Origin of the sequence: Wolbachia endosymbiont of Cantharis cryptica (genome assembly GCF_964277405.1) — a bacterium.
Classification (GTDB): Bacteria; Pseudomonadota; Alphaproteobacteria; order Rickettsiales; family Anaplasmataceae; genus Wolbachia.
The window spans coordinates 1,237,931-1,254,497 of sequence record NZ_OZ195521.1 but is presented as its reverse complement, the minus strand read 5'-3'; the positions used below and the strand labels follow the sequence as shown (position 1 = coordinate 1,254,497).

Here is a 16,567-nt window from a genome sequence, read left to right as displayed (position 1 = left end):
TTTTTCTAAAAAAATTATTTTATTTTAGATCAAAACCTCCTCGAAAAGTAAATTTAACAAATAAGATACCCCTTTAAATGTTGCTATATTGGGCAATATTTCCTTAACTTGACGCATATGCTTTTTTGAACATTCCCGACTAGATCACTGATTAACTGCTCGAGATTGACCCGCTTGTTGAGCATAAGGTTGTTGGAGACTACCTGACTGTTGACCAAGAGCAACCACAGAACTATGTCTTACATCTACCTCTACAAACTCATTACCAATTTTTATAAGGGAACCTTCATCTGTTGCACCTTTATTAAAAACAGCATATATCAGTTTCACTTTGCCGGCATCAGTAATTACCTTATACGCTTCACCTTCTTTATATCTTGTCAACTGGTCCTTAGCCTCTTTTTCTTTTTTATCTAATTCTCCTTTCTTAGCAAATTTTAGCTCTATTCCAACTGGAGGGTATTCTTTTTTTTCATCAGTAGCATTTATAACCAACATAACATCCAACTTCTCTCCACCACCTATTTGAAATTCAGTAATAACTTTTATATTATCGTCACCGTAGCTACTAAATAAACCATGCAATACAGCTTGAAATGTAGCCTCATTGCTTATTAATGATTTGAAAGGATGTAATATACGAGAAATTTCTTCAAATAGTTTTTTGTAATCATCATATTTACCAGATTTTATAGCTTTGCTCAAAGCTGCTTTAAATTTTTTATTTTCCATAATTGGAGTAAAATTACCTTGTAAAATTTCTTTATCTCTTTTGTATTTGTCCAATGAGTTATACGTATTTACTGTAATCCCCTTATTCTCATCACAGTACTGATCAAATGGATTCTTATTACTAGGTGTACTGTATAAGTTACAGGTTATTTCTTGTATCTGTATGTCATTAACGTTTTGAATTCCTCTAATATTTTCAATAGGAATTCCTTTATTGGCTGGCACTCTCAATACAAATTTATTTTTTTCATTTATGTTGAGTATAAGCACCTTCTTACCTACAGTTAGCACTATAGTTGTAACACAATCCGCAATACTTTCTTTTGCTGCCTCTAAGCGTGTCTGTGATCCAGTAACCATTTTATCGTTTTGATCATAAATAAAAATATGTTTACCTAACTTTTCACGCTTAATAATATTAGGAATAAGTGCTAGTTGACCTAAGATCATTCTGCTGACATAATTAATATTATCACTTCCACCATTGCTCCAAACAATCCCATAGTAAAGATACTCTAGCTGTTTTCTTATCACCTCAGCATTCGCTGCTTCAGTGCCAAGTAACTTTTCTATTACAGAATTACCTTCTCGACTAAGAAAATTTTCTACATCAATTCCAACATTTCCATGATCAACCATTTCAAAATTTAATCCTACACAAATAGCTTCATTAGCTATAGTAATCATTCTTATAGAGTTAGAAAAAGAGCCCTTAACATAATCTTGTGCTTGCTTCAATGCTTTTATCACTGTACTTATCTCACCAGTACCTGCTTTAAGCTCAATAATAATGGTAATAGAGCTTAGCGACATATCAGAACCGCGCACAAGTAAAATAATGTCTGCGTAACCTTTTCCAGCAAACAATTCGAGATAAAGTTTTAGATGAAAACGATACTTGAAATTCATCAAAAACCCAGCTAAAAAACCATGATAACTTGATTCTTTGCTACTAAATGGAATTTCTTCTTTTTTATACTTCTTATAAACATTTGTAATATAATCAAACACTTTTCCAGCGTTCTCTTTTACTTTTTTAGAACTTTGATCATTCAATTTTGAAATTAAGCTCTCTAGGTTTTGCCGGTCTTGAGTCTTTTCTATTTCTGTAAAAATTTTTTGTGAATAGTCAGTCTTTTTACTAAAAGCTGGGTCAACCTTTCTATACTTTACTTTTTTTCCTGTAATTGTTATTTTATGCTCTTCTTTTTCATAGCTATCAAATAGCGTCAATCTTATCACTTGTTTTATTTTTTCTAATTCTTCTTCACTAAACTTTAGATGCTTGTTATTACTAGCCTCATCAGAAATTGTTATACACTGCAATTTCTTTTTACCAGTTAATACAACTATTTTTAAAGTTCTATCACCATCAAAACGAAAATAAAGTTTTTCGATACTAATTTTAGTAGCAAGTTCTGTGTCTAATACAGTAGCAAACATACCAAAAAAGAAACTAGGAAAAAAGCCTGGCTTTCCAACTGAATGCAAAAAAGAAGGAGACTGACTAATAAATGACTGAAACCTTTCTTGAAATTCTAAAAACTTATCTTTTGATCCATTTTCCATTAACAGAAGTTGTACCAATTCAAATGGCTTTACATTTCTTGGCATATGATTCTCCTAATTTGCTATGGCCTAAAGATTTTATATTATATGGGGTATCAGTTGGACTGAGACTTGACTGTGGCAAAGTATCACCAACTTCACGAAGTGACTCTTTAGAAGCTTCTTCAGCTAATTTAGAAAATACTTGTTCTCCTAACTGCAACTTTTTGCCTCCATGAAATAACTGAATTTTTCTTAATACAGAATCTTTAACCTTTATTATCTCTTCATCACTCATTTCTTTGTTATTTACATGCTTTAATACCTCCTCTAATACTCCTTCTTTACTTCCTTCCTGTCTACTTGGATCCACAATTAAATTTGCTATTGTACGTGTAACTGAATAATCTACGAAAACAGGAAAAATAGACTGTTCTCCACAATCTTGAGTTTCATGTTTTACTATATGCTTCCAAACATTCATCATACATTTTTTTGTTTCCTCAGACAGATCTAAATTCTTCAATACTTGGTCTGATAATGAAGATAAAAAGATTGTGTAATGTTCACATTCAAGCTGACTAGACAATTGGCTTAATTCCATAAAAGAATCAAAACAATACTGATCTATTAGCACATTCAATACTGCATGATAAGTATTTTCCTTATAATCTCTATCTAGTAATTTTTTCTTTTGTTCATCATCCATTTTGGACAGGCAAAACTCTATAGTGTCTACTTCTTTGTAACCCTTTACTGCAGATAAAGCTGCTTCAATTAACAAATTATCTTTATCTTGACTAGAAATACTAGAATCATTGTGCAACTTATTATAGAAGAACTCTATACCTTCTTCCCAGTTTTTATTAGAATTTATCTGTATAGATTTTTGCAAACCTTCAAATGATTTATATTCGTTTAGTTTTCCAATCTGCTTATCAATAAGAAAAGACCAGAAAGCTTCTATAGGGCTAGTTTCTTCAATATTTTCCAATAATTCTCTTCTCAGATCATCATCAGATCCATCCTCTTCAAAGGCACCTCTCTTAAATCTCATAAATACTTGTTCAAATAATCCAGGAATCTTATCTTCTAGACAATATTTACATGCCAAGTAATGTCTATCTGCAAGATCAAGCGGATTTTCTTTTCCGTTTTTATTTTTTTCTTCAGTTAGCCTTTCACCAACAGCTTTATTTTTTAATTTTATTCCATCCCAACAAGAATTATCAGAGAATATATCAGAGAAAAATTTTAGTTTTTCCTCATCAAAATCTTCAATTAATTGAATATAAACCCTTAGCCATCTTTCTACTCTAAGGTGTTTTCTCGCTTTAACTTGATTATCGTCGTCTTTAATAGCACCTTTTAATATATCAAGTATTTTATTGTAATTGTGATCTAAGCTAGATTCCATACCCGCAACCCCATTTTGTATTTTAATATAAACTTTAGTCTAGTAAATTATCGTTGCCAAGCCAATCTTTTTCTCCAAACCTTACCACTGCACAACAGGAAATTTCTTGAGAGCCAAGTATGATATTTTCATTCTAATAATTAATTGTAAAACATTTTTATTTACGAAAAAATAGACCTTGTTGTAACTAAAGAAACGTCTATTTTAGTGCCACAAAAATTTGAATTATTGACTCTTCCTAAAATTGCAAAAAAGATCGTATATTTGTGAGAACAAGCCGCGTAAAAATAAGGTTATAAAAATAGAAGATTTAAATTGTTGCAACAAAGCCAAGCAAATTGGTTCATATCTAAATGTGGTAAAAGTAGGCTAATATAGCTGACTTTGTGGTATGGTAGAATTATTATAAAGAAAAGTTCGAACGGTACACATGGTAGACCAACTGATTCCAAAATAAACTGTTCTCACGGGCGTTGTTTTACGTTGCTGGAAATGGTTATATTACTTAGGTTCTTAGTAATATTTAATACTAAATTAATACTAATTTGTTTGAAAATAGAGAGAAAAATTAAGGCAAATTTATAGCAAAAACGGAATTTAAAAATCTTTTTCATCAATGAATTACTTGACCTTTACAGAATAAATCTTCAATTATTATGTTGACCATATTCAGAAATATGATACAAGGAAGAGTGTAGAGGAGATAACTACTCAGCTTTGTCGTGTGGTATATAATAAGGTAAATAATTAGGAGGTGGAAATGATAGAAAAAGTAGATAGTGGATTAATGGAAACATCATCTGCAGGGAATACGAAAAAGCATCCCACTGGTGGCAATGTCAAAAACAACTCTAGTGCTACACTTTTACATACAGCAGTTGCTTTTGGTAATATGCGTATAGTTGAATCTTTGATTAATAAGATGGATGATGATGATATGGTTAATACTAAAAACCGTTTTGGTAGTACACCTTTGCATTTGGCAGTTGCTTGGCGTGAGCCAGAGATGGTTAGTCTTCTTATTGAAAGGGGTGCTGATATTGAGGCTAAAGATAACAATGGTAAAACACCTTTGCATTTGGCAGTTGCTTGGCGTGAGCCAGAGATGGTTAGTCTTCTTATTGAAAGGGGTGCTGATATTGAGGCTATGGTGTCGAAGTTGATGCTAAAAATAATTATGGTGAAACACCTTTACACAGAGCAGCTACTAAGGGTAAGTTGGATGTGGTTAAACTTCTTGTTGAAAAGGGTGCCGATGTTGATGCTAAAGATAACAAGGGTCAAACACCTTTAGATCTTGCAGGAAAAAAAAATCATACGGATATAGTAAGCTTTTTAGAGGAAGAGAAAAAAAGAAGAGATGAAGGGGGACTACATCATAATCAGGAAGAGGGAGAACCTCGCAATCGTCGGTCAATTAAAGAAAAAGTAGGTAGTGCTGGAAGACTAGAGTCTGTTACAGGTGGGTGGGTTAGTTGGGTAAAAGATTTAGGTAGATCGGTTGGTTCTATAGGTGCTTTACCTTGGAAATCATGGAAAATACCAAGTTCTAGTTCTACAGTACCTAATATATCACAACATAAGCAATATGAAGCAACAGAAGGTAGTAGTCCTAGTAGTTTTCTAAGTGATGAAAATATTGCTTTTGTTGCTTGTCTTGCTAAGGCTTTAGATAACACTTCAAATATCAGTACATTCTATCAAACTTCAAGAGGGGAAGGGGTAGAATTTTTTCCAAGTACCCAGAGTGCGGTTAAGTATGCTTGTGATAGGTTTGATTCATTCGTAGAGAAAAAAATAAGGAACCTAGATCCGAGAGAACAAAAGAGAATACGTGCTAAACTTAAAGACGCATATCCAGAAATAATAGAAAGTTTTAGGAGAGGAGTTGAGTTTAGAGGTAACGTTGGGTTAGATGATGTTTTAGAAGTGACCTTACCCAGAAAAAGTAGAGAGGAAGTTAAGCCATTTTTGAAGTAAAATAAAACATGATTATGAGGGCTTATTATGGTAAAGAACAGAAAAAATTACACAGTGGAATTTAAATTAGAGGCAATAAAGTTGGTAAAGGAAACGGGGCAGTCAGCAAGCAAAATAGCTAAAGATTTAGGAATAGATAACAGTACACTAAGTGACTGGATAAAAAAATATAACGAAAAAGGATCAATAGAAGAAGCATTTCCTGGTAAGGGAAAGTTGGCACCATGTGATAAAGAAAAGTTTGAATTAAAGAAAGAACTAACAAGAGTTACTAGAGAAAGAGACATTTAAAAAAAAGCCCTGGGATATTTTGCAAGTCACAAAGAGTAAAATATTTATTTATCAAAAAGCATGGAAACTACTATAAAGTACAGGAGTTATGCAGGATTTTGAAAGTATCTGCTAGCGGCTACTACAAATGGACTAGTAAGAAGAAAAGCAGCAAAGAATTAACAAGGGAGCAGCTTCTAGCAGACATTCAAAAAATATACCAAGCATCTAATTGTAGATATGGGGCACCTAAGATTCATGCTGAACTAAAGGCTTTAGGTAAAAATTGCAACATCAAAACAGTGCAGGATATCATGCAAAAAAATGGTATTCAAGCTAGACTGAGGCGAAGATTCAAAAGCAAAAAACAGCAGACTGACAATAGGGTTATAACTCCCAATATATTGGACCAAAACTTTACTACTAGTCAGCCAAATAAAGTATGGGTAACTGATATTACATACATAAAAACTAAGGATGGATGGCTATATTTGGCAGCAATAATTGATCTATATTCACGTATGGTAGTTGGCTGGTCAATGAGTAGTACAATAACTAAGCGATTAGTTATAGATGCTTTATTGATGGCTGTTGATAAGCGCAAACCAGCCAAAGATCTGCTATTTCATAGTGATCAAGGTTCACAATATACCTCTAAAAATTATCAGTTTTTGCTGAACACAAAAAACATCATTTCCAGCATGAGTCACACAGGCTGTTGTTATGACAACTCTGTTGTTGAAAGCTTTTTCAGCTCACTCAAACGGGAGCTTCTTATTGATACTTCGCAACACTCTGCTCAGCAAACTAGAACTGCTATATTTGAGTACATAGAAATTTTTTATAACAAACAGCGTAGACATTCTACTATTAATTATTGCATTCCTGAGAAATTTGATTCATCATTTTCATAATAAAAATGGCTTAACTTCCTCTCTACTTTTTCTGGGTAAGGTCAGGTTAAATCTTCCTGATGTAGCCTATGCATCACAAGAACGATGACTCCTTTTTTTCTATCGTTGAGCCTCGGTACTAGAGTCTGGTCAAACCAGTTTGTGGCACGCTTTCTAAATGTTTCACTCAAAGCTTGAGCAGAACTGAGCGGATCATCCACGATGATGAAATCTCCCCCCTCGCCTGTTAACGTCCCTCCAACGGACGTTGCGATTCTGTATCCTCTCTGCACTGTTTGAAATTTGTATTTGGTATTCTGATCTTTGGATAGTTCTACTTCTGGAAATAGCTTTCTGTACCAACTAGACTGCATTACGCACCTGGTATCGAGCGAGTGTTTTTCGCTGAGCAACCGAGAGTAACTTACAACTATTATTCTTGCAGTGGGCTGATGTCCCAGTATCCACGCGGGCCACGCAACACTAGCGCACAGGGACTTCATTGAACGCGGAGGCATATTGAATATTATTCGCCTCACTTCACCAACATTTGCCGCTTCAAGTCTATCTGCTATAACTTTTATATACTGGTAATCATTATACTCACACCCCGGTACCACCGTTTGAAAGCATAATTCAATGAATTTAAAAAAGTTCATGTTAGTCTCCCCTATAGTATCATCCAAGTAGCCTTGCACTGGGATCCAGTTTAGCTATAAAATTTAAGAAAATATTTAAGAAATTTGCTAAATGGGAAAAAAGGCAAAAGGAGCCCTGTGATTATTTTCCGCTTTAAAGTACTGGCGTTTTTTATGTTTTAAACGCTTGACAAGAGAGATTCAGCCGCTTTTAATCGCTACTAACCTACGCTGCAAGTGTTTAAGAAGTTTACCAAGCAGAAAAAAAGACAAAGAAAACCCGAGCTAGCTAGTCCTTTACTATCTCTGTCGAGTATTGGCATTTTTTGATGTCTTGTAACGCTTTGTAAGCGCGTTCAGCTTATTTAGGTATAAACCTAGATGTAGATGAAGTTTTGTAAAGACATACAGTACCTATGTACTGCAAAAAATTGAACATAAGATGCCGATACCTTAAGTAATCCTTACCTTTTAATCTGCAGATTGGCGAAAGCAAATACAATAGCTTCACTACCATGATAAGATGACTGGCGGAGTTTGTCAAGCGGTTTTTAGCCCCGTTTTTATGGCTTGGATGCCACTTGCTTCTTGGAGGCTTATGTTTATACAGTTGTGTATGCAATGCTGGAATTCAGAAATTTTTCAACTGAATCTTATATGAAAACTATCCCATAAAACAAGAACATTTTGTATAAGCATGACAAATTGCTGTAGCAAGAGCGTCAGCAGCATGGTGACATTTTATATCTAAGTTTTTAACTATCTGTTTCACCATAAATATAACCTGATCCTTATCAGCATGGCCATTTCCGGCAATGCTTTTTTTTATATAGTTTGCATCATATTCACTTATAGTTAGCTTTGTTATTTTTAACGCTAAAATTACAACCCCCCTTGCATATCCTAAAGTTAGCGAAGATTTCGGATTCTTATTAACAAAAATTTTCTCCACCGCAGCTTCACTTGGAGAATATAGAGAAATTACTTCCTTTAATTGTTCAAAAATTATATGCAGGCGTTCACCTGTATTGAGCTTACTATCAGTTGATATAGTGCCACTACCTAGAAATTCGATATTATTTTTTTCATTTAGATTGATAATAGCCCACCCGGTTTTACTTATTCCCGGATCGAGACCTATTATTTTAACCACTTAAAAAACACTGAGCCAATAAATGAACACAAACAAAAATATCCAGACTATATCTACAAAGTGCCAATACCAAGAAGCAAATTCAAAGCATAAATGATCTTGAGGTGTAAATTGATCTTTCTGTGCTCTAAACAAACACACTGACAAAAATATTATTCCTATTATAACGTGTGCGCAGTGAAAACCGGTAATCATGTAAAAATTGGATGTATAGATTAGCTTTTCTCCTGTTTCTTGCAGAGAAAAGCTTGCCTCATGATACTCTATTGCTTGCACTATTATAAAAAAAACTCCAAGCAATATAGTTATGGATAGCATTTTAATCATGCTCTTTTTATCGTTCTCGAGTAAAGAGTGATGTGCTGAGGTAATTGTTGTACCAGAAAGTAATAATATTAATGTATTCATGAATGGTAATGACCATGGATCAGGTGGCAAAATTCCTTCAGGAGGCCATTCAACTTTTTTTGTAGGAGAAAACGCTTCAAACAAAAAAACCGGATCAAGCCAGGCTTTAAAGAATGAACAAAAGAACACTATAAAAAATACAACCTCTGAAAGGATAAATAAATACATTGCAACCTTGAGCCCATGTTTTACAATTGCAGTATGGCATTTATCATAAATGGCCTCTTTTATTACATCTCTCCACCAGTAAAACAACACACTTGACACTGCAGAAATTCCTAGAACTAAACCAAATATTCCAGAAATTTGTTTATGGAACGTGCCAACTAATCCAAGTGCAAGAATAAGAATTGCTGCTGATATAGCAATTGGCCAAGGACTTGGGTCCACTAAATGAAAATCATGTTCTTTACTTTTCATACCATCTTCAAAAATACGTATTAAGCATACAAATTAGCTTAAAATTGTCAATGTTCCTTAGAACCTGTTTAAAATCTCGAAAGGATAAGGTAAAATAGGGGTAGATTAAGAATGAGGTATATCTATGCGAAAAAGTTATCCAAGTGATATAAGTCGAGAGCAATTTGAAAAAATCAAACCAATTCTGGAGAGTAGCAGGAGGAAAACAAAACCAAGAAAACTTGATTTATATGATGTATTTTGTACAGTATTATACGTCCTAAAAAGTGGTTGCCAGTGGAGGATGTTGCCAAAAGATTTTCCAAGGTGGGAGAGCATATATTATTATTTTCAAATGTGGAATAAAAAGGATGGAGAAGAACCAAGTTTGTTGGAATTAGTCTTAAAAAAAATTAGTTGGAGAGGTCCGTATCAACAATGGTCGGAAAGAGAAAACCAGTTTCTGCATAATTGATGCTCAAAGCGTTAAAAACGCAGATACTGCTGAAAGAAAGGGTTATGATGCAGGTAAAAAGATTTCAGGTATAAAGCGTCATATCGCAGTTGATACACAGGGCTTGCCACATGCAATTCATATAACAACGGCAGAAGCAACTGATCGTAGCAGTGCTGTAAAAATGGTGGGAAATGCTAAAGAAAACCTCTCTGAAGTCAAAAATATACTCGTTGATGCTGGCTATACAGGAGAAAATTTTGCAACACAAATAAAAGTAACTATTGGTGCAGCTGTTGAGGTAATAAAACGAAGCGAATTACATACCTTTGCTGTATTGCCAAAAAGATGGGTTGTTGAGCGGTCTTTTGCTTGGTTGGAAAAATGCAGGCGATTGTGGAAAAACTGTGAGCGAAAACTCAATACTAGCCTACAAATGGTCGTTCTTTCCTTCGTTTCTCTCTTATTGCGAAGATTTTAAACAGGTTCTTAGATGCCACTTGGATGATATCCTTTTCTATCTGTGGTTCACTGATCATAGTCCGAATGAAATTAGCTGCAATAGTAGCACAGCCTAAAATGAAAAAAGTAGTAGAAATAAAAGGGATAATGGGAGATTCGAAAGGCAATATAGGTGTAATTCCTCCTACTAAAAATAAAACACTAGATGTGATATCAAGACAAATCTTTGTTAGCTTTTTCTGTCCTGCTACACCAAGTTGCTTCTGCTGTCGAAAATGATCATTTAATGACCATATATTTAAGATAAACGAAAGTGCACTTAGTACAGTGCCGACAATAGTAAAACATAAACTTAAGGCAGAAATATTAAAGACTGATGCTGCTATATATCCAATGAAAAAGGTGGTAGATAGTGTAGTAACTAAACGTTTTGAATAGGTTCGTATTTTCTTTCTGTAAGCAAGCCTTTCTTTCTCGCTATTCATAAATTTAGATACATTTGATATGTTATACCATAGCGTTAATTCACTTAACAAGCAATATGGAAATCAAGAGTGCCCGAGAGAAGACTTGAACTTCCACAACCTGAAAAGTTACTAGCACCTGAAGCTAGCGCGTCTACCAATTCCGCCACCCGGGCTTTTTACAGTTTACTATGTTAAAATTAAATAATATACTTAAACAATTTTTAGTTCAAAGGTAATGCCAGATAATATAAACTTAGATCAAATATTTTTCGCTCAAAACAATGTTAATATTAATAACGTATATAAAATAGTCAACAGCGCTTTGAGCAATAGTGATGGTGGTGAGCTATTTTTAGAATTTTGCCAGTCGGAGTCCCTGCTTTTTGACGACAACATATTAAAACACGTGGATTTGAATACCAGAAGGGGCTTTGGTTTAAGGTCTTTTTGTGAGGATAGTACGTCTTTTGTTTGTTCTTCTGAGATTAGCGAAAAGGAAATTAGTAATGCTGCTTCTATAGTAAGAAGTTCAGTGTCTTTAAACAAAACAAATTCGACAAACTTAAACGAAGAAACAAAAAGTTTATATTCGAGAATTAACCCCATAAATGAAATGGATCTGAATTCGAAAATTAAACTACTCAATGAGGTTAACGAGTATGTAAGGTCTAAAAATAGCTGCGTGAGGCAAGTAAAAATAACTTTAGGTGGAGAATGGCAAGTCGTACAAATAATAAAGGGTGATCACAGGTTAAGCGATATCAGGCCTCTAGTGCGTTTTAATGTGCTAGTCATCGTAGAGAAAAACGGTCGAATCGAAAGAGGTTCTGCAGGACACGGTGGAAGGGATTCTTACAGTAAGTTTATTTCTGGGAAAAAGTGGAAAGAAGTTGCAAACCAAGCATTAGAACAAGCATTAGTAAATCTTAAGGCAATTCCCACTCCAGCTGGAGAAATGACAGTCGTTCTAGGTTCAGGCTGGCCAGGAGTGTTGTTACATGAAGCTGTGGGTCATGGACTTGAAGGCGATTTTAATCGCAAAGGAGTCTCAGCATTTTCAAATTCTATGGGTAAACAAGTAGCGGCTAGCGGCATCACAGTAGTTGATGATGGAACTCTGCCTAATTTACGTGGTTCTATTAGCATAGATGACGAAGGTACTCCGCCTGGTTATAATGTATTGATAGAGAATGGTATCCTCAAAGGATATATGCAGGACCATATGAACGCTAAACTCATGGGTGTGAATCCAACTGGTAATGGCAGAAGGGAAAGTTATAAAGAAGTTACTATGCCACGCATGACAAACACCTATATGTTGCCCGGAAAGCACACACCAGAAGAAATAATATCTAGCGTAAAGAAAGGTCTGTATGCAGTAAATTTTGGTGGTGGACAAGTTGATATAACGTCAGGAAAATTTGTTTTTTCATCTTCAGAAGCTTATTTAATAGAAAATGGCAAAATTACACAGCCAGTCAAAGGAGCAACACTAATTGGTGACGGGCCAACAGTGTTAAAGAAAGTATCTATGGTTGGCAACGATTTAAAATTGGATCCTGGTGTTGGTACATGCTCAAAAGATGGGCAAAATGTACCCGTTGGAGTTGGTCAACCAACACTCAAAGTCGATTCAATCACTGTTGGCGGAACTGAGTTATAAGCTAGGGGGTATTCACGTTCTAAAAACTTTTATCCGTACTTTTGTCTAGCTGACCTACAGAAACTTGCTCAAGCGCAGTAGGTTGTTGCTCACCATTCCCTGCTTGAACAAGTTGCTCCTCACCTATTACATCAGATTGATTACCCTTTTTAGCTCCCTTAACTGGGGTTTCCAGAATTTTACTAATACCACTACTAATTTCATTATCCCATTCTTTCTCCTTCTCCTTTTGAGTATCAGGGTTGTATAAAGTACCTGGTTTGTTATTTGAAAAAAGAACCTCCACTCCTCCTTTTATGGCGAACATTGCACCAATAGCAGCAGCAACTATTGCGAATGTAGTAGGACCAAAAATTAATATTGAAGCAATGGAAACAAAAGCAGGAAGAAAAATCTTACGTAAGAACGTTATTACCATCTCTTCATCACTGAGTGGTGGTTCATCCTCTTGTTTTTCACCTTCACCTAAGAATGGTATATATTTTCTTAGCCAACTCATAAAAGAGCCGGAAATATTTTTCGGGTCTATCTTTATTCCAAACGGCCAACCAAGAAGCTTTATGGATGAATCTTTAGCTTCTGTATCACGTATATCAGATACGCAATCATCTACTACTTGCTTTATTTCATTATCTGTTAAATTCTCTTTATTAGCTAAACCCTGTGCTCTAATTTTTTCAAGTACAGAAAGTAAAAACTCAAGAAAATTTTTTTTACTTAGTAACTTTATATCTTCTGGTTTAACGTTGTTAAATATGTCCTTGTAATTATCTAATGTCCTCTTGTCCAGGTCTTCGTATTTTTCTAGCTGATCTAAAAAGGCATCATAGATTACCTTATGCTTTTCTTTCCAGGCTTTTTTATCTTCTTCAATTACCTGAGCAGGTGGTTCTGAAGGTTTCAAAATTTTTAGTGGAGCTGATATTTCTGTCATAACTGACTTACTCACATTTGCTATACTTTAATTGTAGCATATTTTTCATATTAATTCAAATGATTTATACTCTTGGAATCTGCGGCGTTTAAATCATAATTAAGAAAATTTGAGCCCCAGTTGTTGCTAATTTTCACCTCCACTTCAAGTGGTATAGAAATTTTTACTGCATTTTCCATTATATCTTTCACAAGTTTTGCTGTTTCTTGAACCTTGTCGTCCTCTACCTCAACCAGTAGTTCATCGTGAACTTGGAGGATTATTGTACCTACCTTTAACTGATCATAAAGTTGAATCATTGCACGTTTTATTATATCAGCAGCAGTTCCTTGCACAGGCGCGTTTATTGCTGCTCTTTCTGCAAATTGTCTTAGGTAAGGGATTGTATTGTGTATGTCTTTTACAAAGCATCTCCTACCGAACAAAGTTTCTACATAACCATGCTGTCTCGCAATAGACATTGCTTTTTCCATATAGACCTTTATCTCTGGGTAACAGGAGAAATAATAATCAATGTATTCAGCAGCCTCTTGAACGGTAATTTTAAATCGCCTTGCAAGGCCAAACGGGCTAATACCATATATGATTCCAAAATTAATGGATTTTGCTTTTTGCCTTAGTTGTTTTTCTACATCTGCACCTTCTTGGACTCCAAAAACCTGCCTTGCAGTGATATTATGAACATCTTGCCCATTTACAAAAGCTTCTTTAAATGCTGCAACATCTGCAATATGTGCCAAAATTCTCAATTCTATTTGTGAATAATCGGCAGAAATTATCTTGTACCCTTTTGGTGCAATAAATGCTTGTCTGATGGAATTTCCTTCTTCACTTCTGATAGGAATATTCTGCAAATTAGGACTGCTGGAGCTAAGCCTTCCAGTTGCAGTTGTTGAAAAGCTTGTGTGTACCCTACCATCAAGAGGGTCAACCCGCTTCATTAGCGCATCAGTGTAGGTGCCCTTTAGTTTACTTAAATGCCGCCAATCTAAAATTTTACTTGCGATCTCTGCTCCTTCTATTTCAAGTTCCTCTAGTACTTCAGAGTTTGTACTATACGACCCAGATTTTGACTTTTTCTTCTTATTAAGCCCCATCTTATTAAATAAAACATCACTTAATTGTTTTGGCGAAGCAATATTAAATTTTTCTCCTGCCAAATCATATATATCATTCTCAAGTACAGCAATTAGCTGTCGAAATTTATCAGACAATTCCTGCAGTTTTTGAATGTTTAGCAATATTCCATTTTTTTCCATATCGAGTATTACTCTTGTAAGCGGCTTATCAAAGCGCTCGTAAATTGTAAAGAGCTTTTCCTGAAATAATCTTTGTTTCAGCTCCTCATGAATCGCTATTAAAGTTTTTGCCGAGAAAATCTCTACATTGCCACTCAAATTGTGTGCAATTATGTTTGGAATACTATGGTCATGCTTTCCTGTGTCAAGGCTATATGACATTGTCATTAAATCATCAACTGAGCCTAGCGCTTTTTCTATTGCAGGAAGCGTTTTTCTGATCTTTCTAATGTCATGTATTATTTTAAGCACCCCATTTGAAAGTAAAGTTGAATTAATTGTGATTAGTCCATCTTGTAAGCAGTTTTGATCTATGTAAAAAATGTTATTTTCACTGCAAGATAAGGAGATTTTGCTTAATACATTGTTTTCAAAGTGGCAATAGATTGCGATTTTACCTTCATATCTGCAATGCTCCAGAAATTTTTCTAATTCTTCACTATTATATTCTGTTTTTTCCTTTGTGCTAGATCCACTATAAGAAAAAAGCTTTTCTACTTTCCTTATTAAGGAATTGAATTCATACTTCTTCAAAAAGGATAACAGTTTCTCCATATTTGGAGAATGGACTTCATATTTTGCAACATCATGCTGAAGGTCCACTTTCTCGCATAGTGATAAAAGTTCTCTTGAAATCAGTGCTTTTTCCTTATGTTCGGTAAGAATATTACGTATCCTCGTTTGTTCGATGTTATTAACGTTCTCTATAATATTATTCAACGAATCAAATTCATCCAGCAGTTTAGCTGCAGTCTTTGGGCCTATTCCTGGAACGCCAGGAATGTTATCAGATGCATCTCCAGTTAGGGAAAATAAATCAAGAAGCTTGTTTGAATTTACACCAAATTTTTCTATTACTTGTTTTTCATCTATGTATATGTTTTTAATAGGATCAAATATTAAAATGTTGTAATTCAAGAGTTGGAACAAATCTTTATCTGACGAGACTACTACCACCTTAAAGTCTTGATGGTTGGCATACTTTGCAGCTAGTGTTGCAATTATGTCATCTGCTTCATAGCCTTCAATTTCTTCGTAGCTGAGATTAAAAGCCTCTACCGCTTCCCTCAGTATTGCAAACTGTGGAATTAAATCTTCAGGAGGCGTTACTCTGTTTGCTTTGTACTCAGGATACAAATCGTGCCTGAAATTCTTTCTACCAGAGTCAAATGCTATAGTTAAATAATCCGAATGAGTAATGTATTTAAGGACCATATTCAGAAAGCCGTATACACCACCTATTGGCATACCAGTTGTGGTAACTAAACGAGACAAAACGTAATAAGCTCTGAAGAGAAAGCCGTAGCCATCGATGATTGTGAAAGTTTTTTCTTTCATTGTAGATATTTATGTGTGCCCTTGATGGTCTATTATTTAGCTACAAAAATCAAGTCTTTGTTTCTATAGATAACGAAGGTAAAGTTTTCTGTTCCTGTTACCTGATCCACAACTGTGCGAAATCCAGCCGGGAGCCAAGTAGCTCACCGGCATTAAGCTATAAACGGGGGAAATTAAATGCAAAAACCGCTTGACAAACTCCGCCAGCGCTCTTATCATGGAAGTGAAGCTATTGTATTTGCTTTCGCCAATCTGCAGATTAAAAGGTAAGGATTACTTAAGGTATCGGCGTCTTATGTTCAATTTTTTGCAGTACATAGGTACTGTATGTCTTTACAAAACTTCATCTACATCTAGGTTTATACCTAAATAAGCTGAACGCGCTTACAAAGCGTTACAAGACATCAAAAAATGCCAATACTCGACAGAGATAGTAAAGGACTAGCTAACTCGGGTTTTCTTTGTCTTTTTTTCTGCTTGGTAAACTTCTTAAACACTTGCAGTGTAGGTTAG

Annotated in this window: 12 protein-coding genes, 1 tRNA gene and 2 pseudogenes; 6 read left to right on the top strand and 9 right to left on the bottom strand. The window is 34.8% G+C overall.

What is annotated here, in order from left to right:
- Positions 1–144: 144 nt before the first annotated feature.
- Together ACICP6_RS06175 and ACICP6_RS06170 are read right to left on the bottom strand one after the other, a co-directional pair.
- Positions 145–2,346 carry a hypothetical protein gene (locus tag ACICP6_RS06175; RefSeq protein WP_395463022.1) on the bottom strand — a complete coding sequence of 734 codons (2,202 nt, stop codon included), beginning with the start codon at positions 2,344–2,346 and terminating at the stop codon, positions 145–147.
- Positions 2,321–3,697 carry a hypothetical protein gene (locus ACICP6_RS06170; protein ID WP_395463021.1) on the bottom strand — a complete coding sequence of 459 codons (1,377 nt, stop codon included), beginning with the start codon at positions 3,695–3,697 and terminating at the stop codon, positions 2,321–2,323. The genes ACICP6_RS06175 and ACICP6_RS06170 overlap by 26 nt, the downstream gene beginning before the upstream one ends.
- 760 nt (positions 3,698–4,457) lie before the next feature.
- Here ACICP6_RS06170 and ACICP6_RS06165 point away from each other — a divergent pair.
- The 4 genes and pseudogenes from ACICP6_RS06165 (at position 4,458) to ACICP6_RS06150 (ending at position 6,861) form a co-directional block, all read left to right on the top strand.
- Positions 4,458–4,991: an ankyrin repeat domain-containing protein gene (locus ACICP6_RS06165; RefSeq protein WP_395463020.1), complete on the top strand. Its 534-nt coding sequence runs from the start codon at positions 4,458–4,460 to the stop codon at positions 4,989–4,991.
- Positions 4,886–5,677: pseudogene (locus ACICP6_RS06160) on the top strand (ankyrin repeat domain-containing protein); the annotation flags it as partial. The gene ACICP6_RS06165 and the pseudogene ACICP6_RS06160, both read left to right, overlap by 106 nt.
- A gap of 27 nt (positions 5,678–5,704) precedes the next feature.
- The gene (locus ACICP6_RS06155) at positions 5,705–5,968 is read left to right on the top strand and encodes a transposase (protein ID WP_395462617.1); all 264 of its coding nucleotides are present in this window, start codon (positions 5,705–5,707) and stop codon (positions 5,966–5,968) included.
- 14 nt (positions 5,969–5,982) lie between these two features.
- Positions 5,983–6,861 (top strand): IS3 family transposase, encoded by an 879-nt coding sequence (locus ACICP6_RS06150; RefSeq protein WP_395463625.1) that lies wholly within the window; start codon positions 5,983–5,985, stop codon positions 6,859–6,861.
- Positions 6,862–6,905: 44 nt separating this feature from the next.
- Here the strand turns inward: ACICP6_RS06150 and ACICP6_RS06145 are convergent.
- The 3 genes and pseudogenes from ACICP6_RS06145 to ACICP6_RS06135 form a co-directional block, all read right to left on the bottom strand.
- A pseudogene (locus ACICP6_RS06145) lies at positions 6,906–7,499 on the bottom strand (terminase); the annotation flags it as partial.
- 643 nt (positions 7,500–8,142) lie between these two features.
- Positions 8,143–8,631, bottom strand: a complete 489-nt coding sequence (ruvC, locus tag ACICP6_RS06140; protein ID WP_395463019.1) for a crossover junction endodeoxyribonuclease RuvC — start codon at positions 8,629–8,631, stop codon at positions 8,143–8,145.
- Positions 8,632–9,459 carry a cytochrome c oxidase subunit 3 gene (locus ACICP6_RS06135; protein WP_395463018.1) on the bottom strand — a complete coding sequence of 276 codons (828 nt, stop codon included), beginning with the start codon at positions 9,457–9,459 and terminating at the stop codon, positions 8,632–8,634.
- Between the two features lie 124 nt (positions 9,460–9,583).
- On the opposite strand from ACICP6_RS06135, the gene ACICP6_RS06130 reads away from it, so the two are divergent.
- A protein-coding gene (locus ACICP6_RS06130; RefSeq protein WP_395462624.1) for an IS5 family transposase occupies positions 9,584–10,373 on the top strand; the annotation gives its coding sequence in 2 pieces (ribosomal slippage) (positions 9,584–9,844 and positions 9,846–10,373; 789 coding nt in all).
- On the opposite strand, the gene ACICP6_RS06125 is transcribed toward ACICP6_RS06130, so the two are convergent.
- Together ACICP6_RS06125 and ACICP6_RS06120 are read right to left on the bottom strand one after the other, a co-directional pair.
- Complete coding sequence (locus tag ACICP6_RS06125; protein ID WP_395463017.1) at positions 10,318–10,839, bottom strand: hypothetical protein; 522 nt, start codon at positions 10,837–10,839, stop codon at positions 10,318–10,320. The two genes, ACICP6_RS06130 and ACICP6_RS06125, sit on opposite strands and share 56 nt — an antisense overlap.
- A 70-nt stretch (positions 10,840–10,909) precedes the next feature.
- Positions 10,910–10,994: transfer RNA gene (locus tag ACICP6_RS06120), tRNA-Leu, on the bottom strand.
- A 62-nt stretch (positions 10,995–11,056) separates the two neighbouring features.
- Here ACICP6_RS06120 and tldD point away from each other — a divergent pair.
- The gene (gene tldD, locus ACICP6_RS06115) at positions 11,057–12,484 is read left to right on the top strand and encodes a metalloprotease TldD (RefSeq protein WP_395463016.1); all 1,428 of its coding nucleotides are present in this window, start codon (positions 11,057–11,059) and stop codon (positions 12,482–12,484) included.
- 19 nt (positions 12,485–12,503) lie between these two features.
- Here the strand turns inward: tldD and ACICP6_RS06110 are convergent, their stop codons facing one another.
- On the bottom strand, positions 12,504–13,418 hold the full coding sequence (locus ACICP6_RS06110) for a hypothetical protein (protein WP_395463015.1): 915 nt from the start codon (positions 13,416–13,418) through the stop codon (positions 12,504–12,506).
- 50 nt (positions 13,419–13,468) lie between these two features.
- Positions 13,469–16,054, bottom strand: a complete 2,586-nt coding sequence (polA, locus tag ACICP6_RS06105) for a DNA polymerase I (RefSeq protein WP_395463014.1) — start codon at positions 16,052–16,054, stop codon at positions 13,469–13,471.
- Between the last annotated feature and the right edge of the window lie 513 nt (positions 16,055–16,567).